The sequence below is a fragment of the Ramlibacter sp. AN1133 genome (assembly GCF_037890035.1).
Classification (GTDB): Bacteria; Pseudomonadota; Gammaproteobacteria; order Burkholderiales; family Burkholderiaceae_C; genus Ramlibacter.
The window spans coordinates 241,003-266,764 of record NZ_JBBKTQ010000002.1 but is presented as its reverse complement, the minus strand read 5'-3'; the positions used below and the strand labels follow the sequence as shown (position 1 = coordinate 266,764).

27 protein-coding genes and 1 pseudogene are annotated in these 25,762 nt (G+C 69.6%); 14 read left to right on the top strand and 14 right to left on the bottom strand.

Going from position 1 to position 25,762, the window contains the following annotated elements:
• Positions 1–37: 37 nt before the first annotated feature.
• Positions 38–568, bottom strand: coding sequence for a Spy/CpxP family protein refolding chaperone (locus WG923_RS03740; RefSeq protein ID WP_340349590.1), 531 nt, complete (start codon positions 566–568; stop codon positions 38–40).
• Positions 569–826: 258 nt separating this feature from the next.
• Here WG923_RS03740 and WG923_RS03735 point away from each other — a divergent pair, with 258 nt between their 5' ends.
• A complete protein-coding gene (locus tag WG923_RS03735) occupies positions 827–1,177 on the top strand; it encodes a hypothetical protein (RefSeq protein WP_340349589.1) in 351 nt (116 codons plus the stop codon).
• 6 nt (positions 1,178–1,183) lie between these two features.
• Here WG923_RS03735 and WG923_RS03730 read toward each other — a convergent pair whose 3' ends face one another.
• Together WG923_RS03730 and WG923_RS03725 are read right to left on the bottom strand one after the other, a co-directional pair.
• Positions 1,184–1,525 carry a MerR family DNA-binding protein gene (locus WG923_RS03730; RefSeq protein WP_445322892.1) on the bottom strand — a complete coding sequence of 114 codons (342 nt, stop codon included), beginning with the start codon at positions 1,523–1,525 and terminating at the stop codon, positions 1,184–1,186.
• Between the two features lie 74 nt (positions 1,526–1,599).
• Entirely contained in the window at positions 1,600–1,797 is a 198-nt protein-coding gene (locus WG923_RS03725; protein WP_340349587.1) for a heavy-metal-associated domain-containing protein, read from the bottom strand.
• A 157-nt stretch (positions 1,798–1,954) separates the two neighbouring features.
• On the opposite strand from WG923_RS03725, the gene WG923_RS03720 reads away from it, so the two are divergent.
• The gene (locus tag WG923_RS03720) at positions 1,955–4,210 is read left to right on the top strand and encodes a heavy metal translocating P-type ATPase (protein ID WP_340349586.1); all 2,256 of its coding nucleotides are present in this window, start codon (positions 1,955–1,957) and stop codon (positions 4,208–4,210) included.
• A 205-nt stretch (positions 4,211–4,415) separates the two neighbouring features.
• The gene (locus WG923_RS03715) at positions 4,416–5,000 is read left to right on the top strand and encodes a hemerythrin domain-containing protein (RefSeq protein WP_340349585.1); all 585 of its coding nucleotides are present in this window, start codon (positions 4,416–4,418) and stop codon (positions 4,998–5,000) included.
• Between the two features lie 121 nt (positions 5,001–5,121).
• On the opposite strand, the gene WG923_RS03710 is transcribed toward WG923_RS03715, so the two are convergent.
• Both WG923_RS03710 and gstA read right to left on the bottom strand, forming a co-directional pair.
• The gene (locus WG923_RS03710) at positions 5,122–6,234 is read right to left on the bottom strand and encodes an alkene reductase (RefSeq protein WP_340349584.1); all 1,113 of its coding nucleotides are present in this window, start codon (positions 6,232–6,234) and stop codon (positions 5,122–5,124) included.
• Positions 6,235–6,358: 124 nt separating this feature from the next.
• Positions 6,359–6,964 (bottom strand): glutathione transferase GstA, encoded by a 606-nt coding sequence (gene gstA / locus WG923_RS03705; protein WP_340349583.1) that lies wholly within the window; start codon positions 6,962–6,964, stop codon positions 6,359–6,361.
• 116 nt (positions 6,965–7,080) lie between these two features.
• Between gstA and WG923_RS03700 the strand changes: the two genes are divergently transcribed.
• Entirely contained in the window at positions 7,081–8,361 is a 1,281-nt protein-coding gene (locus WG923_RS03700) for an AsmA family protein (RefSeq protein WP_340349582.1), read from the top strand.
• A 128-nt stretch (positions 8,362–8,489) separates the two neighbouring features.
• Complete coding sequence (locus tag WG923_RS03695; protein WP_340349581.1) at positions 8,490–9,383, top strand: transglutaminase-like domain-containing protein; 894 nt, start codon at positions 8,490–8,492, stop codon at positions 9,381–9,383.
• Positions 9,384–9,482: 99 nt separating this feature from the next.
• Here WG923_RS03695 and WG923_RS03690 read toward each other — a convergent pair whose 3' ends face one another.
• The 4 genes and pseudogenes from WG923_RS03690 to WG923_RS03675 all read right to left on the bottom strand — a co-directional run.
• On the bottom strand, positions 9,483–10,238 hold the full coding sequence (locus tag WG923_RS03690) for a class II aldolase/adducin family protein (RefSeq protein ID WP_340349580.1): 756 nt from the start codon (positions 10,236–10,238) through the stop codon (positions 9,483–9,485).
• A 51-nt stretch (positions 10,239–10,289) separates the two neighbouring features.
• The gene (locus WG923_RS03685) at positions 10,290–10,547 is read right to left on the bottom strand and encodes a YkgJ family cysteine cluster protein (protein ID WP_340349579.1); all 258 of its coding nucleotides are present in this window, start codon (positions 10,545–10,547) and stop codon (positions 10,290–10,292) included.
• Positions 10,548–10,567: 20 nt separating this feature from the next.
• Entirely contained in the window at positions 10,568–11,755 is a 1,188-nt protein-coding gene (locus WG923_RS03680) for an ATP-binding protein (protein ID WP_340349578.1), read from the bottom strand.
• Between the two features lie 91 nt (positions 11,756–11,846).
• Positions 11,847–11,936, bottom strand: a pseudogene (locus WG923_RS03675) (YkgJ family cysteine cluster protein); the annotation flags it as partial.
• A gap of 146 nt (positions 11,937–12,082) precedes the next feature.
• Between WG923_RS03675 and mnmG the strand changes: the two are divergent.
• From mnmG to WG923_RS03640, 7 genes are all read left to right on the top strand, one after another.
• On the top strand, positions 12,083–14,035 hold the full coding sequence (mnmG, locus tag WG923_RS03670) for a tRNA uridine-5-carboxymethylaminomethyl(34) synthesis enzyme MnmG (protein ID WP_340349577.1): 1,953 nt from the start codon (positions 12,083–12,085) through the stop codon (positions 14,033–14,035).
• 126 nt (positions 14,036–14,161) lie between these two features.
• A complete protein-coding gene (gene rsmG / locus WG923_RS03665; protein WP_340349576.1) occupies positions 14,162–14,842 on the top strand; it encodes a 16S rRNA (guanine(527)-N(7))-methyltransferase RsmG in 681 nt (226 codons plus the stop codon).
• 30 nt (positions 14,843–14,872) lie between these two features.
• Positions 14,873–15,487 carry a LysE family translocator gene (locus WG923_RS03660; protein ID WP_340349575.1) on the top strand — a complete coding sequence of 205 codons (615 nt, stop codon included), beginning with the start codon at positions 14,873–14,875 and terminating at the stop codon, positions 15,485–15,487.
• A gap of 8 nt (positions 15,488–15,495) precedes the next feature.
• Positions 15,496–16,308: a ParA family protein gene (locus WG923_RS03655; RefSeq protein ID WP_340349574.1), complete on the top strand. Its 813-nt coding sequence runs from the start codon at positions 15,496–15,498 to the stop codon at positions 16,306–16,308.
• Between the two features lie 25 nt (positions 16,309–16,333).
• Entirely contained in the window at positions 16,334–16,873 is a 540-nt protein-coding gene (locus WG923_RS03650; RefSeq protein WP_340349573.1) for an RBBP9/YdeN family alpha/beta hydrolase, read from the top strand.
• A gap of 63 nt (positions 16,874–16,936) precedes the next feature.
• Positions 16,937–17,866 carry a ParB/RepB/Spo0J family partition protein gene (locus WG923_RS03645; protein ID WP_340349572.1) on the top strand — a complete coding sequence of 310 codons (930 nt, stop codon included), beginning with the start codon at positions 16,937–16,939 and terminating at the stop codon, positions 17,864–17,866.
• Between the two features lie 213 nt (positions 17,867–18,079).
• On the top strand, positions 18,080–18,826 hold the full coding sequence (locus tag WG923_RS03640) for a c-type cytochrome (RefSeq protein WP_340349571.1): 747 nt from the start codon (positions 18,080–18,082) through the stop codon (positions 18,824–18,826).
• A 67-nt stretch (positions 18,827–18,893) separates the two neighbouring features.
• Here WG923_RS03640 and WG923_RS03635 read toward each other — a convergent pair whose 3' ends face one another.
• The 3 genes from WG923_RS03635 to WG923_RS03625 are packed head-to-tail and all read right to left on the bottom strand — an operon-like array spanning position 18,894 to position 21,962.
• The gene (locus WG923_RS03635; RefSeq protein WP_340349570.1) at positions 18,894–20,264 is read right to left on the bottom strand and encodes an MmgE/PrpD family protein; all 1,371 of its coding nucleotides are present in this window, start codon (positions 20,262–20,264) and stop codon (positions 18,894–18,896) included.
• Positions 20,265–20,272: 8 nt separating this feature from the next.
• Positions 20,273–21,244, bottom strand: coding sequence for a Bug family tripartite tricarboxylate transporter substrate binding protein (locus tag WG923_RS03630; protein WP_340349569.1), 972 nt, complete (start codon positions 21,242–21,244; stop codon positions 20,273–20,275).
• A gap of 4 nt (positions 21,245–21,248) precedes the next feature.
• Positions 21,249–21,962 carry an FCD domain-containing protein gene (locus WG923_RS03625; protein ID WP_340349568.1) on the bottom strand — a complete coding sequence of 238 codons (714 nt, stop codon included), beginning with the start codon at positions 21,960–21,962 and terminating at the stop codon, positions 21,249–21,251.
• Between the two features lie 91 nt (positions 21,963–22,053).
• On the opposite strand from WG923_RS03625, the gene WG923_RS03620 reads away from it, so the two are divergent.
• Positions 22,054–22,878 (top strand): hypothetical protein, encoded by an 825-nt coding sequence (locus WG923_RS03620; protein ID WP_340349567.1) that lies wholly within the window; start codon positions 22,054–22,056, stop codon positions 22,876–22,878.
• Here WG923_RS03620 and WG923_RS03615 read toward each other — a convergent pair.
• Positions 22,847–24,271 (bottom strand): FAD-binding oxidoreductase, encoded by a 1,425-nt coding sequence (locus tag WG923_RS03615; RefSeq protein ID WP_340349566.1) that lies wholly within the window; start codon positions 24,269–24,271, stop codon positions 22,847–22,849. The two genes, WG923_RS03620 and WG923_RS03615, sit on opposite strands and share 32 nt — an antisense overlap.
• 68 nt (positions 24,272–24,339) lie before the next feature.
• Entirely contained in the window at positions 24,340–24,999 is a 660-nt protein-coding gene (locus tag WG923_RS03610; RefSeq protein WP_340349565.1) for an EF-hand domain-containing protein, read from the bottom strand.
• Positions 25,000–25,140: 141 nt separating this feature from the next.
• Between WG923_RS03610 and WG923_RS03605 the strand changes: the two genes are divergently transcribed.
• Entirely contained in the window at positions 25,141–25,707 is a 567-nt protein-coding gene (locus WG923_RS03605; RefSeq protein ID WP_340349564.1) for a cob(I)yrinic acid a,c-diamide adenosyltransferase, read from the top strand.
• The last annotated feature ends 55 nt before the right edge of the window (positions 25,708–25,762 follow it).

The following is a 25,762-nucleotide window of genomic DNA, read 5'->3' as shown; positions in this document are numbered from 1 at the left end:
CCAGGCCGGGCTTTCTGCTGTGCGCGCGGGTTGCGGATCAGCCGTGGTGGTGGTGGCGGCCGAAGTGGCCCCCCTTGTGGCCGCCCATTCGCGCGGCGAAGCGCAGGCCTTCCTGGTCGAACACCTTCTGCTGCTCCGGCGTGAGCTGGGCGTAGAAGGTCTTGGTGGCATCCAGGCGCTTGTCCATCTCGGCCGCGCGCTGGGCTCGCTGGGCCTTCATGCGGTCGATGCGCTCGGGCGTGGTCATGCGCGCGAAGGCAGCGCGGTCGGGGCGCTGCAACTGCGTCGGCTTGATGGCGGCCGTCCAGCTTTCCCAGGCATTCTCCTGGCCGCGGGCGATCTGCAGCTTCTGCTTGAGGTCGCCCAGGCGCCTGGCCATGCGCTCTTCCATGCGGGCCCGCATGCGTTCCATGCGGGCCGGATCCATGCGGCCATGCTCGCCCTGCATCATGCGCGGCGCGCCCTGGCCGGCGGGCGGGGCGGGCGGGGTCTGGGTCTGCGCGACGGCGGCCAGGCCCAGGCCGGCCAGCAGGCCGGCGGTGAGCAGGTGGCGGTGCAGTGTTTTCATTTCGGGTCCTTTCGTTTCAAACTGGCGGGCGCAGTTGCCCGTTGCCATGCAGTCTGGGCAGTGGATGTAACCCTGCCATCGCGCCGGGGTTGCGGCTGTGTAAAGAACCGGGCGGGCGCGGGACGCTGCGCTGGTCTGGGGTGTACAGGCAGGGTCGATGCGGTCCTACGGGAAGCGTCCACTGCCAGCGACGCCGCGAACGGCCGGGCAGGTTGACAGTGGCCTCCAAGCAGTTTTTTGCTTTTCAAGGAGTGCAGCATGAAGAGGTACCAGGCTTTCGTGCGAGCGGCGGCCGGAGTGCTGGCTACCGCCGTCCTGGGCGCCGGCGCGGCGCTGGCGCAGACGCAGCCGCAACCGCAAGTGATGACGGATACGGCACCCCTGCCCGCGAGCGAACGGTCCAGCCTCGGCGCGGTGATCATGATGGACCAGCCGGTGCTGGCGCAGCGCGAGGCCATGCTGGCCGTGCAGGAGCGCAGCGCCGTGGACACCCGGGCGCTGGGCGCCGGGCCGACGCGGATCATGCGCGAGGCGCAGACGCGGGACGAAATGGAACTGCAGCGCGCGCTGGACGAGGCGCTGCGGCGGGACCAGCAGGTCCCCAAGTAAGCGGGCCTAGCGCGCGAGTTCGTCGAGGATCGGGCACTCCGGTCGCTCGTCGCCGTGGCAGCAGTGGATCAGGTGCTGCAGCGTGCGCTGCATCGCCTGCATCTGCGCGATGCGCCCGGCCAGTTCGTCGGCGTGCTTCTGGGCCACGCGGCGCACGTTGGCGCTGGCCCGGCGGCGGTTCTGCCACAGGCCCACCAGCTCGCCGATCTCCTCCATCGAGAAGCCCAGGTCGCGCGCGCGCTTGATGAAGCGCAGCGTGTGCACGTCGGCCTCGCTGTACTGGCGGTAGCCGCTGTCGGTGCGCGCCACGCGCGGCAGCAGCCCCAGGCCCTCGTAGTGCCGCACCATCTTGGCCGACACACCCGACAGGCGCGCCGCCTCGCCGATGTTGACCGGCCAGGCGGCGCTGGCCGCATCCCTGTTCAAGCGGCGACCTTGTAGCCTTCTTCCTCGATGGCGCGGGCGATGGCCGCGTGGTCCTGCTGCGACTGCACTTCGACCTGGCCGCTGGCGAGGTCGACCTTGACCTGCGCCTGCGGGTCGACGGACTTCACGGCTTCGGTGACGGCACCGGCGCAATGGCCGCAGGTCATGCCCTCGACCTGGAATGTCTGGTTCATGGGGTTTTCCTTTCCTCGGATGGTGGATGACGGGATGAAGCTTGAACCTTGCCACCATGGTAAGGTCAATCGGGGGCGGAATGACCCGACGAATGGTCCGGGTTGATCCGCGTCAAGGCTTGACCTTCCCATCATGGCAAGGTCCACGATCGCTGCCATGGACAGTTCCACCACCACCCTCGATCTCGGCGTTGCCGGGATGACCTGCGCCTCGTGCGTGGCGCGCGTCGAGCGCGCCCTGAAGAAGGTGCCCGGCGTCACCGACGCCTCCGTCAACCTCGCCACCGAATCCGCCCGCGTGACCTTCGCGCCGTCGGAGCAGATGGAGGCGCAGATCCGCCGCGCCGTGCGCAACGCGGGCTACGAGCCGCGCGCCATCGAGGACGCGCTGGAGGAGGACCTGTCGCCCTGGGCCGGCTTCGCGCCGGTCGGGCTGGGCCTGCTGCTGTCGCTGCCCCTGATCGTGCCGATGTTCGGCGAGCTGGCCGGCCTGCACTGGATGCTGCCGGCCTGGCTGCAGTTCGCGCTGGCGACGCCCGTGCAGTTCATCCTGGGTGCGCGCTTCTACCGCGCCGGCTGGCATGCGCTGAAGGCGGGCACGGGCAACATGGACCTGCTGGTGGCCATCGGCACCAGCGCCGGCTGGGGCCTGTCCACGTGGCTGTGGCTGGTGCAGGGCCACGAGCACCTGTACTTCGAGGCCTCGGCGGTCGTGGTCACCCTCGTGCTGCTGGGCAAGTGGCTGGAGGCGCGCGCCAAGCGCCAGACCACGTCCGCCATCCGGGCCCTGCAGGCGCTGCGGCCGGAGACGGCGCACGTGCTGGTCAAGGGCGGCAAGGAGGCCGACCTGCCGCTGGCCGAAGTGATGACGGGCGACCAGCTGGTGGTGCGGCCGGGCGAGCGCGTGCCGGCCGACGGCGTGCTGGAGCAGGGCGAGACGCAGGTGGACGAGGCCATGCTCACCGGCGAGCCGCTGCCCGTGCCCAAGGGCGTGGGCGCCCGCGTCACCGGCGGCAGCATCAACGGCGAGGGCCGCTTCGTGATGCGCGCCACCGCGGTGGGCAGCGAGAGCGTGCTGGCGCACATCATCCGGCTGGTCGAGGATGCGCAGGCGGGCAAGGCGCCGATCCAGCGCATGGTGGACCAGGTCTCGGCGGTGTTCGTGCCCGTGGTGCTGGTGATCGCCGCCGTCACGCTGGCGGGCTGGCTCTTCGCCGGCGCGGGCATCGAGCCGGCGCTGATCCACGCGGTGGCCGTGCTGGTGATCGCGTGTCCCTGTGCGCTGGGGCTGGCCACGCCGGCAGCCATCATGGCCGGCACCGGCGTGGCCGCGCGCCAGGGCATCCTGATCAAGGACGCCCAGGCGCTGGAACTGGCGCACCGGGTGGGCACGGTGGCCTTCGACAAGACCGGCACGCTCACCGTCGGCCAGCCGCGGCTGGTCGCCTTCGTCGCCGCTTCCGGCAGCGACGAGGCAGCGCAGCTGGCCGCGGCCGCCAGCCTGCAAAGCGGCAGCGAGCATCCGCTGGCGCGGGCGGTGCTCGCGGCGGCACGCGAGCGCGGCGTGGCCGTCCAGGCGCCGGAGAACGTGCGCTCGGTGGCGGGCCGGGGCACCGAAGGCGAGGTCGGCGGGCGTTCCTACCTGATCGCCAGCCTGCGCTGGCTCGAGGAGCTGGGCTTGCCGCTGCAAGGGTGGGACGCGCAGGTGCAGCGGCTGCAAGGCGAGGGCGCGACGCTGTCGGCACTGGTCGAACGCAGCGGCGAGGCCCTGCAGTTGCGCGCCCTGATGGCATTCGCGGACGAACCGAAGCCGGGCGTGGCCGAGGCCCTGGCGGCGCTGCGCCAGCGCGGGCTGCGGCTGGTGATGATCTCCGGCGACAACCGGGCCGCCGCGCATGCGATGGCGCGCCGCCTGGGTCTGCGCGAAGACGAGGTCCTGGCCGAAGTCCTGCCGGGCGAGAAGGCGGCCCGCGTGGCGGCCCTGCGCGAGGGCGGGCATGTGGTCGCGATGGTGGGCGACGGCGTGAACGATGCGCCCGCGCTGGCGGCCGCCGATGTCGGCATCGCGATGGGCACCGGCACCGACGTGGCGATGCACGCCGCCGGCGTGACGCTGATGCGCGGCGACGTGGGGCTGGTCGCGGGCGCGCTGGACATCTCGCATCGCACGGTGCGCAAGATCCGCCAGAACCTGTTCTGGGCCTTCGCGTACAACGTGGCCGGGATCCCGCTGGCGGCGCTGGGCTACCTGAGCCCGGTGGTGGCAGGGGCGGCGATGGCGCTGTCGAGCGTGAGCGTGCTGACGAATGCGCTGCTGCTGAAGAAGTGGCGGCCGCCGGGGAGCGCTGGGGTTGCGCTGCGCTCCACCGCCAGCCTACGCGCCGGTGATGCGCCCAAAGTACCGGCCGGTTGACGCGCCCCGCGTACGGGCCGGGTGATGCGCCCAGCGTACGGACCGGCTGGCGCGCATCACCGCCAGCGTCGGGGCCGGCTGGCGCGGCTGGCCACCAGCGTCGGGGCCGGCTGAGCGGCTGGCCACCAGCGTACGGCCCGGTTGACGTGCGTCAAGCGAGGCGGGCGGCCTGCATGCGAACCTGATCGCAGGAGATCCAGCGTTCATGTCCCGACCTGCCCTGCAAATCATCCGCGACGAGCATGCCGCCGTCGCCGCGGTCCTTCGCTCGCTGCTGCAGATGATGGAACGCACGCCGGACGAACAGCCGGAGCGCTTCTTCGACGTGCTGCGCGCCATGCTGTTCTACATCGACGAATTTCCGGAGCGCCGCCATCACCCGAAGGAATCGGACCTGCTGTTCCCCAAGATCGCCCGCGTGGCGCCGCAGCTGATGCCCGTGATCCGGCGGCTGGAGGACGACCACATGCAGGGCGAAGGACGCGTGCGCGAGCTGCAGCACCTGCTGCTCGCCTGGGAGCTGCTCGGTGACTCGCGCCGTGAAGCCTTCCAGCAGGCCGCGCGCGAGTACGTGGAGTTCTACCTGTCGCACATGCGGGTGGAGGAAACGGAGATCCTGCCGACCGCGGTGAAGATGCTGTCGGATGCCGACTGGGCCCAGCTCGACGAAGCCTTCCAGCAGCACCGCGACCCGATCGCCACCGGCAGCCACGACCCGGTGTACGACCGGCTGTTCACGCGCATCGTGATGAAGACGCCGGCGCCGATCGGGGTCGGCCCGGCTTTCTGAACTGGTTTTCGCTCCCTCCCCTTGCGGGGGAGGGTTGGGTGGGGGCATCCCGGAAGTTCGTTCCATCTCCAAGGGCCGGGATGCCACCCTCCCTACCTCCCCCCGGCGGGGGGAGGAGTCTTTACCCCTGTTGGAGCGCCGGGTAGTCGGTGTAGCCCTTCGCCCCACCGCCATACAGCGTGGCCTTGTCGATCGCCGCCAGCGGCGCGTTCGCCCGCAGCCGCTCCACCAGGTCCGGATTCGAGATGAACGGCCGGCCGAAGGCGACCAGGTCGGCGCCCTGTTCCAGCGCGCGTTCCGCCAGCCTGCGGTCGTAGCCGTTGTTCACCATCCAGGCGCCCTTGGCACCGGCATCGCGCCAGGCCTGCCGCAGCGCGCCGTAGTCGAACGGACGCCCCTCCACCTCGCGCGGGCCGCCCGTCGCGCCCTCGATCACGTGCACGTACGCGAGTCCCAGGCCGGCGAGCTCGCGCACCACGTGGTCGAACAGGGCCTGCGGGTTCTCGTCGACGATGTCGTTCGCGGGCGTCACGGGCGACAGGCGCACGCCCACGCGCTCGGCGCCGACCTCCTCCGCCACCGCGCGCATCACCTCGAGCAGCAGGCGGGCGCGGTTCGGGATGGAGCCGCCGTAGTCGTCGCGGCGCTGGTTGGCACCGGTCTTGAGGAACTGGTCCAGCAGGTAGCCGTTGGCGCCGTGCACCTCGACGCCGTCGAAGCCCGCGCTCGTGACGGCGTGGCGCGCCGCATGCCGGAAGTCCTGCACGATGCCCGGCAGCTCGCCCACATCGAGAGCGCGCGGCTCCGAGGTGGCGACGAAACTGCCGCTGCCGTCCGCCTTCGTCAGCCAGGTCTTGGTCTTCGCCGTGATCGCCGAAGGCGCGACCGGCTTCTGCCCATGGGGCTGCAGGTCGACGTGCGACACGCGGCCCACGTGCCAGAGCTGGCAGAAGATGCGGCCGCCCTGGCCGTGCACGGCATCGGTCACCCGCCTCCAGCCATCGAGCTGCTCGGTGCCATAGAGCCCCGGCACGTCCGCGTAGCCCTGGCCCTGGTGGGTGATGGCCGTGGCTTCGCTGATGAGGAGCCCGGCCGCAGCGCGTTGCGCGTAGTACTGCGCCATGAGGGGCGTGGGGATGGCCTCGGGCGCGCGGTTGCGCGTCAGCGGCGCCATGACGATGCGATTGGGAAGCTGCAGCTTTCCGAGCGGCACGGGTTCGAACAGTGATTTCATGGAAGGTTGGTGGCGAAAACGAAACCGGGGTTCGGCAACGAACCCCGGTGCTGCGCGTAACGCTTGGTGTCGTGGGCAGGCCGGCGGTGAGCCGCGCCAGCGCGCGCTACCCCGGCGCTCGATCTCAGGCCAGCTTTTCCGCCTTCAGCGCCTCCTGCACCGCCGGCCGCGCGTCCACCCGCGCGTTGTGCGCGGTGAGGTTCTTGAAGCGCGAGATGTCGATGTTCATCGGCTTGCTCCAGCGCGTGACGACGTAGAGGTAGGCGTCGGCCACCGTGAAGTGGTCGCCCATCACGTACTCCTTGCCTTCGAGCTGCTTGTCCACGAACTCGAAGCGGCTGGCCAGCTTGTCGCGGAACTGCCCCTTGGCCTCTTCCGGCGTGGCGGGGTTGAACAGCGGCGAGAAGGTCTTGTGGATCTCGGTGCCGATGAAGGTCAGCCACTCCTGCAGGCGGTAGCGGGGCAGGGTGCCGTTGGCGGGGGCCAGGTTCTTCTGCGGCACCTGGTCGGCCACGTACTGCACGATGGCGGGGCCTTCGCGCAGGCGCGTGCCGTCGTCGAGTTCCAGCATCGGCACGTAGCCCAGGGGATTGATGCTGTAGTAGTCCGTGCCGTCCTGCAGCTTGTGCGTCTTGGTGGGGGCGAGCACGGGCTCGAAAGCCAGGCCGGCCTCGCGCAGCACGATGTGCGGCGAGAGGGAACAGGCGCCGGGGGAGTAATAGAGCTTCATTCGCGTTTCTACCTTTCCGCTGGTGGGGGTGACGGATTCGTGAAGAAATCGATGCTAGCCAGAAAGCGGAAGCCCTGCACGGTTGGGGTTGCGGCCCGGCATGCCCACAATGGTCCATGGCCAAGTTCGTGAAATGGGCGGCGATCCTGCTGGCCGCCTTCCTGCTCCTGCTCGCCGGCGTGGCCGTGGCGCTCCAGCACTGGGTGCGCACCGACGATTTCCGCGCGCGGGTGGAGCAGCAGGCCAGCGCGGCGCTGGGCGTGCCGCTGCGCTTCGGCCGCCTGTCGGTCGACCTGTGGCCGCTGCCGGCCGTGGCGGCGGACGACGTGGTGCTGCAGACCCGGCCGGCGCTGTCCGTCGGCCGCGTGGAGGCACGCCCGGAGTGGAGCGGCCTGCTCGCCAGGCGCCTGGAGATCGCCACGCTGGTCGTGCGCAAGGCGGTGCTGCCGCAGGCCGGCATCGCCGCGCTGGCCACGGCCATGCAGAAGAGGGACAAGGCCGCCCCGAAGCGGGTGGCGCCCGCTGCGCCGGAGGAGGGCCCGTCCGTCGTCGCCTTTCCCAGGCGCGCCCTCCTCGACGACATTACCTGGATCGACGAGAAGGGCCAGCGCCTGACCGTGCACGCCGAGGCGGACCTCGGCGAGGACGGCATGCTGGAGCGCGCGTCGTTCAGGATCCTGCAAGGGCGCTTCGCCGGCACGCAGGGGTCCATCGAGCGCAAGGGCGAGCAGTGGCCGCTGCGGGTGGACATCGGCGGCGGCCGCATCGTCGGCAAGCTGTACCTCACCGCCGGCAAGGCGGCGGGCACGCAGGTGCTGCACGGCCAGTTCAACACCGACAACGTGGAAGTCTCCGCGCTCACCGCCCCCAGCAAGGTGCTGAGCGGCAAGCTGCAGGCGCAGACCAGCCTGCGCTCCGAGTTCCGCGAGATCGGCCACGTGGCCGACACCATGAACACGCAGACGCGCTTCACCGTGCGCGACGCGCTGGTGGACGGCATCGACCTGCAGAAGGCGGTGCAGACCGTGGGCCTGAGCCGCGGCGGCACGACCCGCCTGGACACGCTGGCGGGCCAGGTCACCACGCAGGGCAAGGCGGTGCACCTGAGCAACCTGGTCGCGACTTCGGGCTCCCTGTCCGCGAGCGGCAACGTGTCGATCGCGGCGAGCAAGGCGCTGAGCGGCCGGGTGAACGTGGACCTGGCCAGCACCGGGGGCGCGCTGGGCGTTCCGCTGGTGGTGGGCGGCACCCTCGACGAGCCGAGCGTGATGCTCACGCGCGGCGCGATGGTGGGCGCCGCGGTCGGCACGCTGATCGTGCCGGGCGCGGGCACGGCCGCCGGCGCGACGGCGGGCGACAAGATCGGCGAGACGCTGCGGGGCATCTTCGGCAAGTAGGCTGGTGGTGAGCGGTAGCGAACCCCAGCTTCATCGGCCGCGTCCTACGACGGCGCTCTGCGCCAGCCGATCCATTGCGCGCCCGGCGGTCGCAGAATCGAGGGCAACAGCCCAGCCCGGAGAACCGCATGCACCTGTCGACGGTCGAAACGATCCTCGAATACCAGGTCCTTTCGCCCACGCACTTCCGCTTCAACCTGGAGGCGGCGCACTGGCCGACACAGAAGATCCTCGGGGAGCGCCTGAGCATCTCCAGCGGCGTCACGCCCCACAGCTCCATGGACCGCTCCGGCGGCAACCGCTACATCCGCTTCGACGCCCAGCCGGGTCCGCTGCGGGTGCACTACAAGGCCGAGGTGGAGGTGAATGCTCGCGCGCCGGACGCCACCCTGCGCGAGGTCCCCGTGGGCGAGGTGCCCGACGAGATCTTTCCCTACCTGCTGGCCACCCGCTATTGCGAGTCGGACGTGCTGTGCGGCGAGGTCGTGCGCATGTTCGGCGGCGTGCCGCCGGGCATGGCGCGGGTCGATGCGATCGTGGACTGGATCCGGAGCAACATCACGTACAAGCCGCTCAGCACGCATTCGACGACGACGGCGCAGGAGGTGTTCGAGCAGCGCACGGGCGTGTGCCGCGACTTCGCGCACCTGGGGATCACCTTCTGCCGCGCCCTGAACATCCCGGCGCGCATCGTGGTGGGCTACGTCTGGTTCGACGAACCGCCGCAGGATTTCCACGCCGTGTTCGAGGCGTGGCTCGGGGGACAGTGGGTGCTGTTCGACCCGACCGGCATGGCGCCGACCGACCGCCTGGTGCGCATCGGCACCGGCCGCGACGCCAAGGACGTGGCCTTCGCGACCATGTTCGGCCAGCTGCAGATGACGCGCAAGGAAGTGATGGTGCTGGAGCACGATCCGCGGCCGGAGATCGTGGTGCCGGGGCGCGCTCCGGCGGCGGCTGCGGCGGCGGCTGCGGCGGTTGGTGCGGCGGTTGGTGCGGCGGTTGGTGCGGCGGTTGCGTAGGCTGGGGGTGACGGCGCGAAGCGCGGGAACCCCAGCGATGGCGCGCTGAGAAGCGCTGGGGTTTCGCTGTCGCTCCACCGCCAGCCTACGTCACCCGGCCTAAGTGCGGTACGACGGATCGGTTCGATCGAGCTTGCGCAGCAGCGCCGGCCACGCGATGTTGGCTCCCTGCCCGGCCGAGCCCTTCTTCATCACCTCCTCCATGCCGCCCAGGATGCGCGGGTCCACGGACACCAGCTCGCCGCCCGCCTGCGCATCGATCTGGATGCGGCAGGCATTCTCGAACAGGTACATGTGCAGGAATGCATCGGCGATCGTGCGGCCCACGGTCAGCAGGCCGTGGTTGCGCAGCAGGAGGAAGTTGTTCGTGCCCAGGTCGCGCTGCAGCCGCGGCTTCTCGTCGTCGCGCAGCGCCACGCCTTCGTAGTCGTGGTACGCCAGCGATGGCAGGATGAAGGTGCTCTGCTGGCTGATGGGCAGCAGGCCGCACTTCTGCGCGCTCACCGCCACCCCCGCGCGGCTGTGCGTGTGCAGCACGCAGCCGGCGTCCTCGCGCGCTTCGTGGATGCAGCTGTGGATCACGAAGCCCGCGGGATTGACGGGGAAGGGCGAATCAATGAGCTTGTTGCACGACTGGTCCACCTTCACCAGCGACGAGGCGGTGATCTCGTCGAACATCAGCCCGTAGGGGTTGATCAGGAAGTGGTGCTCGGGCCCGGGGATGCGCGCGCTGACGTGCGTGAACACGAGGTCGCTCCAGCCGTAGAGCGCGATGAGGCGGTAGCAGGCGGCGAGGTCGACGCGCAGCTGCCACTCCTGCTCGCTGACCACCTCTCGCAGGGACGCGATGTTCATGACGGGACTCCTTGCGCAAGCCGCCGATTCTTGGGCCCCGCCGCGGGCCGGTCAACCCGGGCTGGTCGCCTGTTCGAGGGCCGTGAGCCAGGCGATCGCCTGCGCCGGCGAGTCCCCGCACATGTCCGCGGCCGGCTTCAGGCCTGCGCAGAAGGCCGGCCGCTCCGGGCGGCCGAACAGGCGGCAGCGGTTCGCCGCATCGAGCTGCACGCAGCGCACGCCGGCCGGCTTGCCGCCTTCCATGCCTGGAATAGGGCTCGTGATGGAAGGCGCGATGCAGCAGGCGCCGCAGCCGGGTCGGCAATGCACGTCGTTCCCCTCGTTGCCTGCTACGCGGGGGGCGCCCAGTTCATGATGCGCTTCATGAACTGATCGAACATGGGAACGGTGAACGCCGTATCGCCGAAGTTCGGGCTCCAGATCATGCCTTTCACGATCAGCGAGCTGCGCGTCGGTGCGAGCGAGGAGACTTTCTCTCCCATGCAGGTTGCGATGTCGCCGGATCGGTGCGGTCCAGGTCCGAGCTCGGCCATGGATCGCAGATACTTCTTCTCCTTGGGCGTGCATCGGTCGAAACGTACCCGGAAGAAGCCTTCGTCCATGGTGGCGACGGCGGCAGCCGACGCGGTCCGGACATCGTGGATTGTGAGAGGCGAGTTCGGGGCAGCCAGCCACGTGTGGCTGCCCCAGACCTGCAGGAAGTACGCATAGCCTCGGGTAACGCGCAAGATCTCCTCGAGCGCATCCGGAGTGATCTCCACGGCTTCATGCTCCAGCGGCTTGACGATCGCCTGCCGTGCAGCGTCTGGAGGTAGAGCGCCGATTTCGGGGAAGTCGAAGAGTCGTTCCGCGTAGGACTTCGCGTTTCCCATCTGGCCCCGCAGCTGTGGTAACCCGGCGCCTACAAGCACCACGGGAAGCTGCCTTTGTTCGGTGCGATGCATGGCGGTAATGAGCGCGGCCAGCTGCGCCTCTGGAACGTACTGGAGCTCGTCGACAAAGATCGCGAGTGCGGTACCGGCGGCCTGTGCGGCCGCCCCGACCTGTTCGATCAGAGCTTGCAGGTCGTGTTCCAAGTCACCGTTATCTGCAAGACCCGGCTCAGCTTCATAGTCAATGCCTACCTCGATGTCTCCGTACGTCACCTTGAGTTTGCTGGCGAAGCCGGTCAGCGCCCTCAGCCCACGAATTGCATAGTCCTTGGCCGCCTCGATCTGGCTCAAGCGCAGGAGAGCTTGGCGCAACTGGGGCGCGAGCAATGCCGGCAGTGAGCGTCCCTCCGGTGCTTCAACCCGGATCGTATGGATGCCTGAGGCTTCTGCGTCCATGCGTACTCTGTCCAGCAACACGGTCTTGCCGACTCCACGGAGGCCGACCAGCATCGCGCTCTTGGCAGGCCGGCCAATCCGCGATCGTTCCAGGGCAACACGGAGCGTCGACCGTAGCAGGTCGCGGCCTGCAAGCTCAGGGGGAGGCGTGCCTGCGCCAGGTGCAAATGGGTTGCGAATCGGATCCATGGTGCCATTCTAGCGAGATTAGAGAGATTAGCGGATTGCGATAATCTTTCTAATCTCGCTTGAGACTGGCGTAGCCGGCATCTCCTTGGAACCCTGCCGGCTTGCCCTGGGGCATGCCGGGGATGGGCGAACGGATCGATGGCGCGATGCAGCAGGCACCGCAACCCGGACGGCACTGCATTGCTCTCTTTTCTGTAGCTGGTCGGTGAAAGGCGACGCGGGGGAGGGTGCATTGGACCACGGCCGGCAGCCTCGCCGGCGCGCCCGTAAAATCTCCCCCTTCCCCGATCGGCCCTCGTGCCCCCGCGCCCGGACGGCGCTCCTCCCATGCTTTACCCCGAAGAATTCGACGTCATCGTCGTTGGCGGCGGCCACGCCGGCACCGAAGCGGCCCTCGCCTCCGCGCGCATGGGCTGCAGGACCCTGCTGCTCACCCACAACATCGAGACGCTCGGGCAGATGAGCTGCAACCCGTCGATCGGCGGGATCGGCAAGGGCCACCTGGTCAAGGAGGTGGATGCGCTCGGCGGCGCCATGGCGATCGCCACCGACGAAGCCGGGATCCAGTTCCGCATCCTCAATTCCAGCAAGGGGCCGGCGGTGCGCGCCACCCGGGCGCAGGCCGACCGCATCCTGTACAAGGCGGCGATCCGGCGGCGGCTGGAGAACCAGCCGAACCTCACGCTGTTCCAGCAGGCCGTGGACGACCTGATGGTGGAGGGCGACCGCGTGGTCGGGGCGGTCACGCAGATCGGCATCCGCTTCCGTGGCCGGGCCGTGGTGCTGACGGCGGGGACCTTCCTGGACGGCAAGATCCACGTCGGGCTGGAGAACTATGCCGCCGGGCGGGCAGGCGACCCGCCCGCCGTGTCGCTGTCGGCCCGCCTGAAGGAACTGAAGCTGCCGCAGGGGCGCCTGAAGACCGGGACGCCGCCGCGCATCGACGGGCGGACCATCGATTTCAGCCGCTGCGAGGAACAGCCGGGCGACCTCGATCCGGTGCCGGTGTTCAGCTTCATGGGCCACGCCGACATGCATCCGCGGCAGGTGCCGTGCTGGATCACGCACACCAACGAGCGCACGCACGAGATCATCCGCTCCGGCTTCGACCGCAGCCCGATGTTCACGGGACGCATCGAGGGCGTGGGGCCGCGCTATTGCCCCAGCGTCGAGGACAAGATCAACCGCTTCAAGGACAAGGACAGCCACCAGGTGTTCCTGGAGCCGGAGGGGCTGACCACCAACGAGTTCTACCCGAACGGGATTTCCACGAGCCTGCCGTTCGACATCCAGCTCGGGCTGGTGCGCACGCTGCCCGGGTTGGAGCATGCGCACATCCTGCGACCGGGCTATGCGATCGAGTACGACTACTTCGATCCGCGCGGGCTGAAGTCCTCGTTCGAGACCCGGGCCATCGGCGGCTTGTTCTTCGCCGGCCAGATCAATGGCACGACCGGCTACGAAGAGGCGGCGGCCCAGGGCTTGTTCGCCGGCGTGAATGCCGCGCTGCAGGTCAAGGGCGAGCCGGCCTGGCTGCCGTCGCGCGACCAGGCCTACCTGGGCGTGCTGGTCGACGACCTGATCAGCAAGGGCGTGACCGAGCCGTACCGGATGTTCACCAGCCGGGCCGAATACCGGCTGCAGCTGCGCGAGGACAACGCCGACCTGCGCCTGACCGAGGACGGGCGCCGCCTGGGGCTGGTGGGCGACGCCCAGTGGGATGCGTTCTGCCGCAAGCGCGATGCTGTTTCACGTGAAACAGCGCGGCTGAAGTCGACCTGGGTGAACCCCAAGATCCTGTCGGAGGCCGAGGCCCTGCGCGTGCTGGGGACGACCATCGACCACGAGTACAACCTCGGCGACCTGCTGCGCCGGCCGGACGTGGGCTACGACGCGCTGGTGTCGATGGAGGGTGGCCGCTGGAAGGATGAGGCTGTTTCACGTGAAACACTGGGCGAGCTGTACGCGCCGGTGGTGGAGCAGGTCGAGATCGGCGCCAAGTACGCCGGCTACATCGAACGCCAGAGGGACGAGATCCAGCGGGCCGCCTACTACGAGCACCTGAAGCTGCCGGCGGAGCTGGACTACATGCAGGTGGCGGCGCTGAGCATCGAGGTGCGGCAGAAGCTGAGCAAGCACCGGCCGGAGACGCTGGGCCTGGCGTCGCGGATCTCGGGGGTGACGCCGGCGGCGATCTCGCTGTTGCTGGTGCACCTGAAGAAGAACAAGTTCAAGGGGTTCGTGGAAGCCGCGAACCAGTCGGCGCAGGCGGCGGCATGAGGGCACCCGGTTTTCGTCCCTCCCCCTTTGGGGGAGGGTCGGGGTGGGGGCGCTTTTCGCGCACCCATTCAGGCTTGGGGCGTGCCCCCACCCCAGCCCTCCCCCGAAGGGGGAGGGAGTAAGACCATGAACACCCAACCGCCAGAAGCGCGGCTCGCCGCCGCGGCCCAAGCCCTCGGCCTGGACCTCGACGCATCGCAGCTCGCCAGTCTCCTCGCCTACCTCGCCCTCATCTCCAAGTGGAACAAGGTCTACAACCTGACCGCCGTCCGCGATCCCGAGGAAATGCTGGTCCAGCACCTCTTCGACAGCCTCGCGGTGATCGGCCCGCTGCGGCGCCACACCCAGGGCAGGGCGGTCCGCCTGCTGGACGTGGGGTCGGGTGCCGGCTTGCCGGGCGTGGTGATCGCCGTCTGCTGCCCGGAGATCCGGGTCGACTGCGTGGACACGGTGGGCAAGAAAGCGGCCTTCATCCAGCAGGCGGCAGCGCAACTCCAGTTGCCCAACCTGCGCGGCGCCCATGATCGCGTCGAGCGCCTCGCCGACCGCTACGACGTGATCTGCTCGCGGGCCTTCGCCTCGCTGTCGGACTTCGTCTCCTGGTCCGCCCATGCACTCGCCGATGACGGCGTGTGGTTGGCGATGAAGGGCAAGCGGCCCGATGCGGAGATCGCGGAACTGCCCGCGGCGTCGGAAGTGTTCCACGTGGAACAACTCACCGTCCCCGAGCTCGCCGCCGAGCGCTGCATCGTCTGGATGCGCAAGCGTGCGCGTGCGCAAAGTGCCACAGCTGCCGCAAGGCCCTGACGGTACACTCGTCGCTCAACTGGAGGGGCCATGCTCGGCGTTGCAGACTACGGCGCGTTCGTCGCCGCGATCCTGATTTTCCTGGCCATCCCCGGGCCGGGAAACCTGGCGCTGATCACCTCGACCAGCAAGGGCGGCATCCCCGGCGGCATCGGCGCGACCCTGGGCATCATTGCCGGCGACCAGGTCCTCATGTGGGCCGCCGTGGCCGGCGTCGCCGCCCTGCTGCTGGCTTCGCCGGCGGCCTTCGTGGCCGTGCAGTGGGCCGGCGCCGCCTACCTCGCCTGGCTCGGCTTTCGCATGCTCACCGCCAGGCCCGGTGCCAAGCCCGTGCTGCACATCCAGCCGCGCCACTATTTCCGGCAGGCGGCCGTCATCACCTTGCTCAATCCCAAGGCCATCGTGTTCTACATGGCCTTCTTCCCGCTGTTCGTCGATCCCGCGCACCACCAGGGCCTGCTGACCTTCGGCGTGATGGCCGCGACGATCGCGGTGCTGACTTTCGCGTACGGGCTGGTGGCGGTGCTGCTCACGCACTTCCTGGCCGAACGCATGCGCGCCAACCCGGCGATCGGGCGGTTGCTGCAGAAGCTCGCCGGCGTCTGCCTCATCGGCTTCGGCGTCAAGCTGGCGGTGTCCAGGTAACTCCAAGAATGACCAAGATCTTTTGCGTCGCCAACCAGAAGGGTGGGGTTGGCAAGACGACGACGACGGTGAACCTTTCCGCCGGCCTGGCCAAGGTGGGCCAGCGCGTGCTGATGGTGGACCTGGACCCGCAGGGCAATGCGACCATGGGCTCCGGCGTCGACAAGCGCCAGTTGAAGCTCTCCGTGTACGACGTGCTGCTCGAATCCGCGTCGATCGCCGAGGCGCGCGCGCGCAGCGAGCGGCTGATCGACGCCGGCTGCGCCTACGACGTGCTCGGTGCCAACCGCGACCTCGCCGGTGCCGAGGTCGAACTGGTGGACGTCGAGCGCCGCGAGCGCCGACTGAAGGACGCGATCGCCAAGGTGGCGGGCGAGTACGACTTCGTGCTGATCGACTGCCCGCCCTCGCTGTCGATGCTCACGCTCAATGGCCTGTGCGCCGCCCACGGGGTGATCGTCCCGATGCAGTGCGAGTACTTTGCGCTCGAAGGGCTGTCCGACCTGGTCAACACGATCAAGCAGGTGCACGCCAACCTGAACAAGGACCTGGAGATCATCGGCCTGCTGCGCGTGATGTTCGATCCACGCATCACCCTGCAGCAGCAGGTGAGCGACCAGCTCAAGGCACACTTCGCCGACAAGGTGTTCAACACCGTGATCCCGCGCAACGTGCGCCTGGCCGAAGCCCCCAGCTATGGCCTGCCCGGCGTGGCCTTCGATCCGGGCGCACGCGGCAGCCAGGCGTACGTCGAGTTCGCGCAGGAGATGGTGGACCGCATCGGCAGCATGCGGTCGTCTCCGGTGGCGCACGCCGCCTAGGTCGGCAGCTAGCAAAACAGTAGCGGTGAAGGCTCGCAACGTGCTCGTGCTGCCCGGGTGGGAGGGCAGCGGACCGAAACACTGGCAGACCCTGTGGGAGCAGCGGCACGGCTATCGCCGGGTGGAGCAGCACGACTGGCTGCGGCCGCTGCGCGGCGACTGGGTCGCGCGGCTGGAGGACGTCGTGCTGTCCTGCGACGAGCCGGCGGTGCTGGTGGCGCACAGCCTCGGCTGCATCCTGGTGGCGGCCTGGGCCGCGCACTCGCGCAACACCCAGCGCGTGAAGGCGGCGCTGCTGGTCGCGCCCGGCGACGTGGAGCGTCCCGAGGTGCGCGAGCAGCTGCCCTCGTGGTCGCCGATCGAGCTGCGGACGCTGCCCTTTCCGAGCGTGCTGCTCGCCAGCCGCGACGATCCCTACTGCAGCTTCGAGCGCGCCCGCCTGTTCGCGCACGCGTGGGGCGCGCAGTTCATGGACTACGGCGACTGCGGCCACATCAACGCGGAGTCCGGGCTCGCGAGCTGGCCGGAAGGACACGTCCTGCTGCAGGACCTGATGAAGGATTGATGACGTGGCCGGCGCCGCCGGCGCGGTCGCGCGAAAAAGCGCACGAATGAAATGGTGAACGCGATGGTGACGAAGAAACCCAAGGGCCTCGGGCGCGGCCTCGAAGCGCTGCTCGGACCCAAGGTGGAGGAGGGCTCGCACGCCGGCGGCGCCGAGAACGCCGGCACCACCGCGGGCGTGCCGATGTCGATGCTGCTCGCCGACATGGTGCCCGGCATGTACCAGCCGCGCACGCGCATGGACGAGGGCGCGCTCTACGAGCTGGCCGAATCGATCAAGGCGCAGGGCATCATGCAGCCGATCCTGGTGCGCCGGCTCGGCGAGGGCGACAACGCCGGCAAGTACGAGATCATCGCCGGCGAACGCCGCTTCCGCGCGGCGCGGCTGGCGGGCCTGGACAGCGTGCCGGTGCTGGTGCGCGACGTGCCGGACGAGGCTGCGGCGGCGATGGCGCTGATCGAGAACATCCAGCGCGAGGACCTCAACCCGCTGGAAGAGGCGCAGGGCCTGCAGCGCCTGATCAAGGACTTCGGACTCACGCACGAACAGGCGGCCCAGGCGGTGGGGCGTTCGCGCAGCGCCGCATCGAACCTGCTGCGCCTGCTGAACCTGGCCGACCCCGTGCAGACCATGCTGATGGCCGGCGACATCGACATGGGCCACGCGCGCGCGCTGCTGGCGCTGGAGCGCGCCGCGCAGATCACGGCCGCCAACCAGATCGCGCACAAGAAGCTGTCGGTGCGCGAGGCCGAAAGCCTGGTCAAGCGCATCGGCGCCGAGTTCAGCCTGGTCTCGCCCAAGCCGAAGAAGGAGAAGTCGCGCGACCTGCGGCGCATCGAGGAGGAACTCTCCGACCTGCTCACCGCGGAAGTGGAAGTGCGCGTGAAGAAGCGCGTGAAGCGCCACGGCCGCATCGAGGAGCTGGGCGAGATCGCGATCTCCTTCGGTTCGCTCGACGAACTCAACGGCCTGATCGACCGCCTGCGCGGCTGAGGCAGGCTGCTCCTCCCTCCCCCTCCGGGGGAGGGCCGGGGGTGGGGGCGCTCGCAGGCCACCCGAGCGCACCGTGCCACTCGCCCCCGAATCTGCTGCGGCGCAACGCGCACCGCGCCGCTCCCGCGATCCCTTGACGCAAGTCACAACCCTTCCCCACCCGCTGCGTAGATTGAGTACCGGGGCCTTCCCCATGCGACTCGAGGAGCAGTAATGGCTACGAAAGCTGGAACATCCGCCGTGCGGGCGACCGTGCCCGCGATCGTCGTGCTTTCGGCGTTCGCGTTCGGCTCGCCGGCCTTCGGTGCCGCCCAGAAGATGCGCGATGGCAAGCAGGTGGTCGACACCGTCTGCGCGGCCTGCCACGCGCAGGGCAAGGACAACGCGCCGAAGATCGGCGACCGCAGCGCCTGGACTCCGCGCTTCGCCAAGGGCCTCGACGTCCTGATCGACGCCGCCGTCAACGGCCACGGCGGCATGCCCTCGCGCGGCGGCGTGTCGCAACTGGAGCGCGAGGAACTGCGCTCGGCCGTCCTCTACATGTTCAATTACGGCCTGCCGCCCGTGGCGCCGCCGCCGGAGGTGGCGAAGGCCGATCCGCGCCACAAGCTGGTCGCGGGCACCGACATCTACTTCGGCGCGATGCCGGCCGAGGCCATGCGATCGAGCGGGCAGGGCAAGGCGGGCGTCCCGTCCGGCAAGGGCTACTACCACCTGAACATCTCGCTGGCCGACCAGAAGACCGGCGCGCAGGTGAAGGACGCGAAGGTGAAGCTGCGCGTCACCGACGGCATGTCGGAGCAGAGCAGTGCGTTGTCGCCGGTGGTGGCGAACAACGCGGTGAGCTACGGCGACTTCTTCAAGCTCACGAGCGGCGGCGCGTACAACATCCAGGCCGAAGTGACGCGGCCGGGATTGCCCAAGCCGATCGTGACGAATTTCGAGTTCCGGGCGCCTTAGGTTTCTTGGGGTGGGGTGAGGGGGAGTGAAAACCGCGCCTTCGGGCGCGGTTTTCCTTTGGGACGCGTCAGGGGCGCGCGAGCGCCATGAGCGTGCGCAGGTCCGCGGCCTGGCCCAGCCCCCAGCACGCCGCGATCAGCTCGCGCGTCTTCGCCGCGCCGAGCACCGGCTCCGACAGCTGCGTGAACTTGCCTTCCAGCATGCTGTCCGTCATCGGGCGCTGCAGCGAGCCGATCGCGTGTTCCACGAACACGTGCACCTTGCGGCCGTCGGTCAGCACCGCGGTCACGTCGGCGCTCGCCTCGTCGATGCTGTTGTCCACCGTGGCCACCACCTTGCGGCGCAGCGCCACCATGTCCGGCCGGTTCACGATCGCGTCGTCGTACTCCGATTCGCCGGCGCGGCCGAAGATCAGGCCCGCCGCGCAGCCGTGGTACACGCTGAACTTGCCTTGCAGGCCGTCGGCCGGCTCCTTCTTGCCGGTGAGTTCCAGCACCAGCGAGTGCACGCGCAACTCGATGCGCTCGACCTGCTCGGCGCGCACGCCCTGCTCGCGCAGCTGCGCGCAGGCGTCGATGCTCGGGTGGATCACGATGCCGCAGGCGAAGGGTTTGTAGCTGTTGAAGGAGATCTCGAAGCGCTTGCCCAGTTCGTCGGTCGCCTCGTTCCACGCCGTCTTCGTCGACACGACCTGCGCCCAGCCGCGCGGTGCTTCCAGTGCGCGCGGGCTCGCCGTGAAACCCTTGGCCGCCAGCAGCGCGGACATCAGGCCGGCACGCGCGGCGCCACCCGGGTGGAAGGGCTTGGTCATCGTGCCGAACTGCTCGCGCAGGCCGATCGGCTGCGAAGCCGCGATGCCCAGCGCCATCTGCGTGCGCTGCGCGTCCAGCTTGAGCAGGCGCGCGCAGCCGGCGGCGGCCCCCAGCATGCCGGTGGTGCCGGTGATGTGCCAGCCGCGGTCGTAGTGCTCGGGGTAGACCAGGTTGCCGAGGCGGCACGAGACGTCGATGCCCAGCACCAGCGCGTCGATCACCTCGCGGCCGCTCATGCCCTGGTGCTCGGCCAGCGCCATCAGCGCGGAGGCGACCGGGCCGGCCGGGTGGATGATCGTCTTGAGGTGCGTGTCGTCGAAGTCGAAGGTGTGCGAGGTGATGCCGTTGACGAGCGCGGCGCTCGCCATGTCCACCTTCTCGCTGCGCCCGGCCACCGTGGCCTGCGGCGCGGGCTGCAGTTCGGCGACGGCGGCCAGTGCCGCATCGGCGGCTTCGTGCTTCGCCGCGCCGACGGCGCAACCGAGCCAGTTGAGGAAGGTGCGGTGCGCCTCGTGGTCGACGGCGTCGTTCCAGCCGCGCGAGGGATGCGAGGCGACGTACTCGGCGAGGATCTTCGTGATCGCAGGCGCGTTGTGGTCGGCCGGGACCTGGGTGTTGCGGGCCATGGGCTTCCTTATGCGTCGATGTGCAGGTTCTGCGCCTTGACCAGGGCGGTCCAGCGCGCGACGTCGGCCTGGATGTACTTGCCGAAGGCCTCGGGGCTCATCGCCTGGGGTTCGATGGCCTCGGCCGAGAGCTTCTCGCGCAGGTCCGGCGAGGAGAGCACCTGCGCCAGGGAGATGTTCAGGCGGCTTGCGATCTCGTGCGGCAGGCCGGCCGGACCGACGACGCCGTACCACTGCATGGCGTCGAAGTTCTTCAGGCCGAGTTCTTCCAGCGTCGGCACGTCGCGGATCTGCTCGGCGCGGCGCTTGCCGGTGAGCGCCAGCGGGCGCAGGCGCCCGGAACGGATGTGGGGCAGGGCGGCAGCCAGGCCGGGGAACATGGCCTGCGTCTGGCCGCCGATCACGTCGGTGATGGCCGGCGCGATGCCGCGGTACGGGATGTGCACCATGGGCACGTGCAGTTGCTGCTTGAGCAGTTCCATGGTCAGGTGCGTGAGCGAGCCGGGGCCGGCGGAGCCGTAGCTCACCTTGCCCTTGTTGGCGTTCAGCCAGGCGACGAACTCCTTGAAGTTCTTCACCGGCAGGTTGGCGTCGACCACCAGCACGTTGGGCGTGGCGCCGATCATGCCGATCGGCGTGAAGTCCTTGATCGGGTCGTAAGGCAGCTTGCGCGTGGCGGGGCTGGTGCCGTGCGTGGCCACGTAGCCCTGCATCAGCGTGTAGCCGTCGGCGGGCGCGCGCATCGTCTGCTGCGCGGCGACCACGCCGCCGCCGCCGCTCTGGTTGTCGACGATGAAGGTCGTGTTCAGCGCCTTCGCCCAGCGGTCGCAGATGGTGCGGCCGACCATGTCGCTGCCGCCGCCGGGCGCGACGGGAACGATGTAGCGGATCGGCTTGTCGGGAAAGCCCTGGGCGCGTGTGGCAGTCCAGGGTGCCAGCGCGAGCGCAGGCGCGGCCTGCAGGAGGGCACGTCGTTTCACTTCTTCAGTCTCCTTGTCGAATCTCTTGGGCGGCGGCCAGGCGTTCGTGCGCCCGTTCCACGTGGTCGGCGACCAGTTGCTCGCACCGGGCGGCATCGCCGGCGCGCACCGCCGCCGCGATCTGGCGGTGGTCGGCGACGGAGGCGGCCATGCCCATGCCGTGCGACAAGTTGGTCAAACGCGACAGGTGCAGCTTCTGGACGATGTTTCGATAGGTGTCGGCGAGCGCGCCATTGCGCGTGGCTTCCACCATGATCCAGTGGAAGCGCAGGTTCTCGCTGTAGTAGGCGCTCACGTTATGGCTACGAGCGGCTTGCTCCATGCGACCGACGGAGCTGTCCAGCGCATCGGCCAACGGCGCTCGGTCGGGCTCGGGCAGCTGGGCGGAGCGCCGGCCGGCGAAGCCGTCGAGCAGGGCGCGCATCTCGTAGAGCCCGCGCACTTCCTCGGCGGACAACTGGCGCACGAACACGCCGGAGTGCTTGCGTGCCTCCACCAGGCCGGAGCTCTCCAGCTCGCGCAGCGCCTCGCGCACCGGGACGCGCGAGACGCCCAGGCGGCTGGCCACGTCCGGCTCGTTGATCCTCTGGCCGGCCTTGATCTCGCCGCGCAGGATCATGCCCAGCACGTCGTCGCGCACCAGCTTTCCGAGCGAGGTGGCACGGACCTGGGCGGCAAAAGCCTGGTCGGCTTCGGAGGGCGGGTCCCATGGCAGCATATCCGAAATATTGTATACGATTACGCTTTGCTTCAGCTGTGCCTTGCGGCCGCTGCCTAGGATGGCTTCGTGTTCTTGACCGGGAGACCGGATGAAGACGAAGCAGTACGGAATCGGGCTGGCCCTGGTGCTGGCCCTGGGGGCGATGGGCGCGGCCCGGGCGGAGACCTTCCGCTGCCAGCTGGCCGACCGCATCGCGAGCTACCAGCAGACCCCTTGCGCGGTGCCGGACCTGCCGCCACCGCCCGCCGTGGCGCCCAAGCCGGCACCCAAGCCGGCCATGGCGCCGCTGGCCCCACGCGCGGGCGACGACGCCCCGTTTTCCACCCTCACGCCGCGCAAGCGCGAAGTGCTGGACCTCACCGCCCGGCTCGAGCGCTGCCGCAGCGACCAGCCCGGGTTCGCCGGCAAGTCCGACGACCTCTACCGGTCCTGGCGGCGCCGCCACGCCGCCACCCTGTCGGAGCACAGCCACCTGCTCGCCACCAAGATCCGCGTGACCCGCCCCGATGCCGCCGCCTGCAGCGACGACTGGCTGCGCGAGATCGAGCCGCTGGCGCGCGAGCCCGACGCGCGCTTCAGCACCGTGGAGAAGACTTGGCAGGCCTTCGTCGCCGCGCTGCTGGCGGCCGACCGCGCGGCGGTCATGCGCTGCGTGACCGGCCCCGTGGCGCGCGCCATGGGCGACCGCCTGGAGCGGCTGGCCGACGCCGACCTGCGCCGCATGGGCGCCAACATCCGCGAATTGAAGGTGCTGTGGGGCGACGACTACGACAAGGAAGCCCTGGTCGTGCACGGCGACCGCGTGGACGGCGTCGTGTTCCGGCGCAACGTGAACGAGGAATGGAAGGTCCGCGAGATGAAGCCCGCGGCCCTCAAGCCCGCTACACCGAGAAGATCTTCCCCGGATTCATGATGTTCTTCGGATCGAGCGCGCGCTTGATCGTCCGCATCATGTCCACCGCGCCGGCGCCGGCCTCGTCGACCAGGAAGCCCATCTTGTGCAGGCCCACGCCGTGCTCGCCGGTGCAGGTGCCGCCCAGGCGCAGCGCGCGGGCGACCAGCTTCGTGTTCAGCTCCTCGGCCACCACGCGTTCCTGCGGCTGGTTCGGGTCCAGCAGGTAGCCGAAGTGGAAGTTGCCGTCGCCGACGTGGCCGACCAGGAAGTAGGGGATGCCGCTCGCGTCCGCTTCGGCCACCGAGTCCAGCAGGCAGTCGGCCAGGCGCGAGATCGGCACGCAGGTGTCGGTGGAGATCGCGCGGCAGCCGGGGCGCGACTGGATGGCGGCGAAATAGGCGTTGTGGCGCGCCGTCCAGAGACGCGTGCGCTCCTCCGGCGTGGTCGCCCATTCGAAGGCGTTGCCGCCGTGCTCGGTCGCGATCTCCTGCACGGTGTGCGCCTGCTCCTTCACGCCCTCGGGCGAGCCGTGGAACTCCATCAGCAGCATGGGCTCCTCGCGCAGGCCCAGCTTGGCGTAGGTATTGACCATGCGCACCGAGTTCACGTCGATCAGTTCCACCCGCGCGATCGGCACGCCGAGCTGGATCACCTGGATCACGGTGTGGACCGCGGCGGCGATGCTCGGGAAGGAACAGACCGCCGCCGAGATCGCTTCGGGGATCGGGTACAGGCGCAGCGTCACCTCGGTGATCACGCCCAGCGTGCCCTCGCTGCCGATGAACAGGCGCGTGAGGTCGTAGCCGGCCGAGGACTTGCGCGCGCGCGTGCCGGTTCGGATCGTCTCGCCGGAGGCGGTCACCACTTCGAGGGCCAGCACGTTCTCGCGCATCGTTCCGTAGCGCACGGCGTTGGTACCGGAGGCACGGGTGGCGGCCATGCCGCCGAGGGAAGCGTCGGCGCCCGGATCGATCGGGAAGAACAGGCCGGTGCTGCGGATCTCCTCATTGAGCTGCTTGCGCGTCACGCCCGGCTGCACCGTCACGGTTAAGTCCTCGGGATTGACGGAGAGCACCTTGTTCATGCGGCCCACGTCGATGCTGATGCCGCCCTGCACCGCCAGCAGGTGGCCTTCGAGCGAGGAGCCGACGCCGAAGGGGATCACCGGGGTGTCGTGTCCGCTCGCCAGTCGCACCGCATCGGCGACGTCCTGCGTGCTTTCCGCGAAGATCACGGCGGCCGGCGGCGGCGCCTCGAACGAGGACTCGTCGCGGCCGTGCTGTTCGCGCACCGCCAGCGCCGTGGAACACCGGTCGCCGAAGCGCTGCTTGAGCGCCTCGATCAGCGCGGGCGGGACGTCGCGCTGCTGGATGTCGGGGACCAGGTGCGACAGGGCGGCGGGTGCGTTCATGGGGGTACTCCGGAGGCAGCCCGCAGTGTAGTCGCCCGCCCGTGGCGCGGCGGGCCGAGGGGAATCCCTCAGCGCATCGAATCCTCGTACTCGAAGCGCGAGATCACGCCGTCGTAGTTGCGGTCCATCTCCTCGAAGGTCATCGTGCTGATGCTCAGCCGGCCGAACTCGGCGCGCGTGATGTCGCCGTCGTGGTTGCCGTCGGCGAAGAAGAAGGAGCGCGCCTGGTCGGTGGCGCTGAAGCCGCCCGCGCCGCCCACCGTCTGGCCGGGGCCGCGCACGGTGGCGCCCGCACCCATCACGTTGGTCGCGACGGCGGCCGTGACGGCGGGGGTGGCGATGGTGGTCCCGGGCGTGACGATGGTCGTGCCCGGCACGAGGAAGCCGGACGTGGTCGTCGTCGTGGGGGTCGAGTCCGGGGACGGGATCTCGCTCGGGATCGACGTGGTGGTGGCGACGCTGCTGCCGCCGGGCGGGATCATCGTGGTGCTCTGCCCGATCGGGTTGGTCGAGACGGCGCCGCCGCTGCCGGACGTGAGCCCGGCGGGGAAGGCCGGCACCAGGCCGGTGGGCCGCGGCGCGGTCTGCGCGATGCGCGACGCGGACGAGGGAATCGTGTTGGTGGCGGGCTGCACGCGGGAGGGCGCACGCGTGGTCTGCGCGTGCACGGCAGAGGCGGCGGCCAGGGCGCAGATGAGGGCTGCGGCAAGGCGGGTCGAGGCAAGCATGGCGACTCCTGTAGCTGAGGCTGCCGTCCGGGCGCGGACGGCCTGATTGCATGCTCGCGCCCGGCGCGATAACGGCACAGCCGGGCGTGCCGGCACTTGCTGTAGGAGCTTCGCGCACAATGGCTGCAACAGGAGAACGGCATGGGAAAGCGGCTGACCCAGATCGCCACGCGCACCGGCGACGATGGCACCACCGGCCTCGGCGACAACACGCGGGTGTCCAAGGACCACCTGCGGGTGCACGCCATGGGCGACGTCGACGAACTGAACTCGCACCTCGGCCTGCTGTTGTGCGAGGAGCTGCCGGCCGACGCGCGCGAACTGCTCGTCGACATCCAGCACCAGTTGTTCAACCTCGGCGGCGAGCTGTCGATCCCGGGCTTCGAGCTGCTGCAGGCCGATGCGGTGGCCGCGCTGGACGCGGCGCTGGCGCATCACAACGCGCAGCTGCCCAGGCTGCAGGAGTTCATCCTGCCGGCGGGCAATCGCGCCGCGGCCCAGGCGCATGTCTGCCGCACGGTGGCGCGCCGGGCCGAGCGGGCGGTGGTCGCGCTGGGCGCGCACGAGCCGCTGCGCGAGACGCCGCGGCAGTACCTCAATCGCCTGTCCGACCTGATGTTCGTGCTGGCGCGGGTGTTCAACCGCATGAATGGCGGCGACGATGTGTATTGGAAGAGCGAGCGCTTGAAGCAGGCCGAGGCGGATTGAGCTGGGGGCTTCCGGTAGGCTGGTGGTGAGCCTTGCGAACCCCAGCGATGCGCGG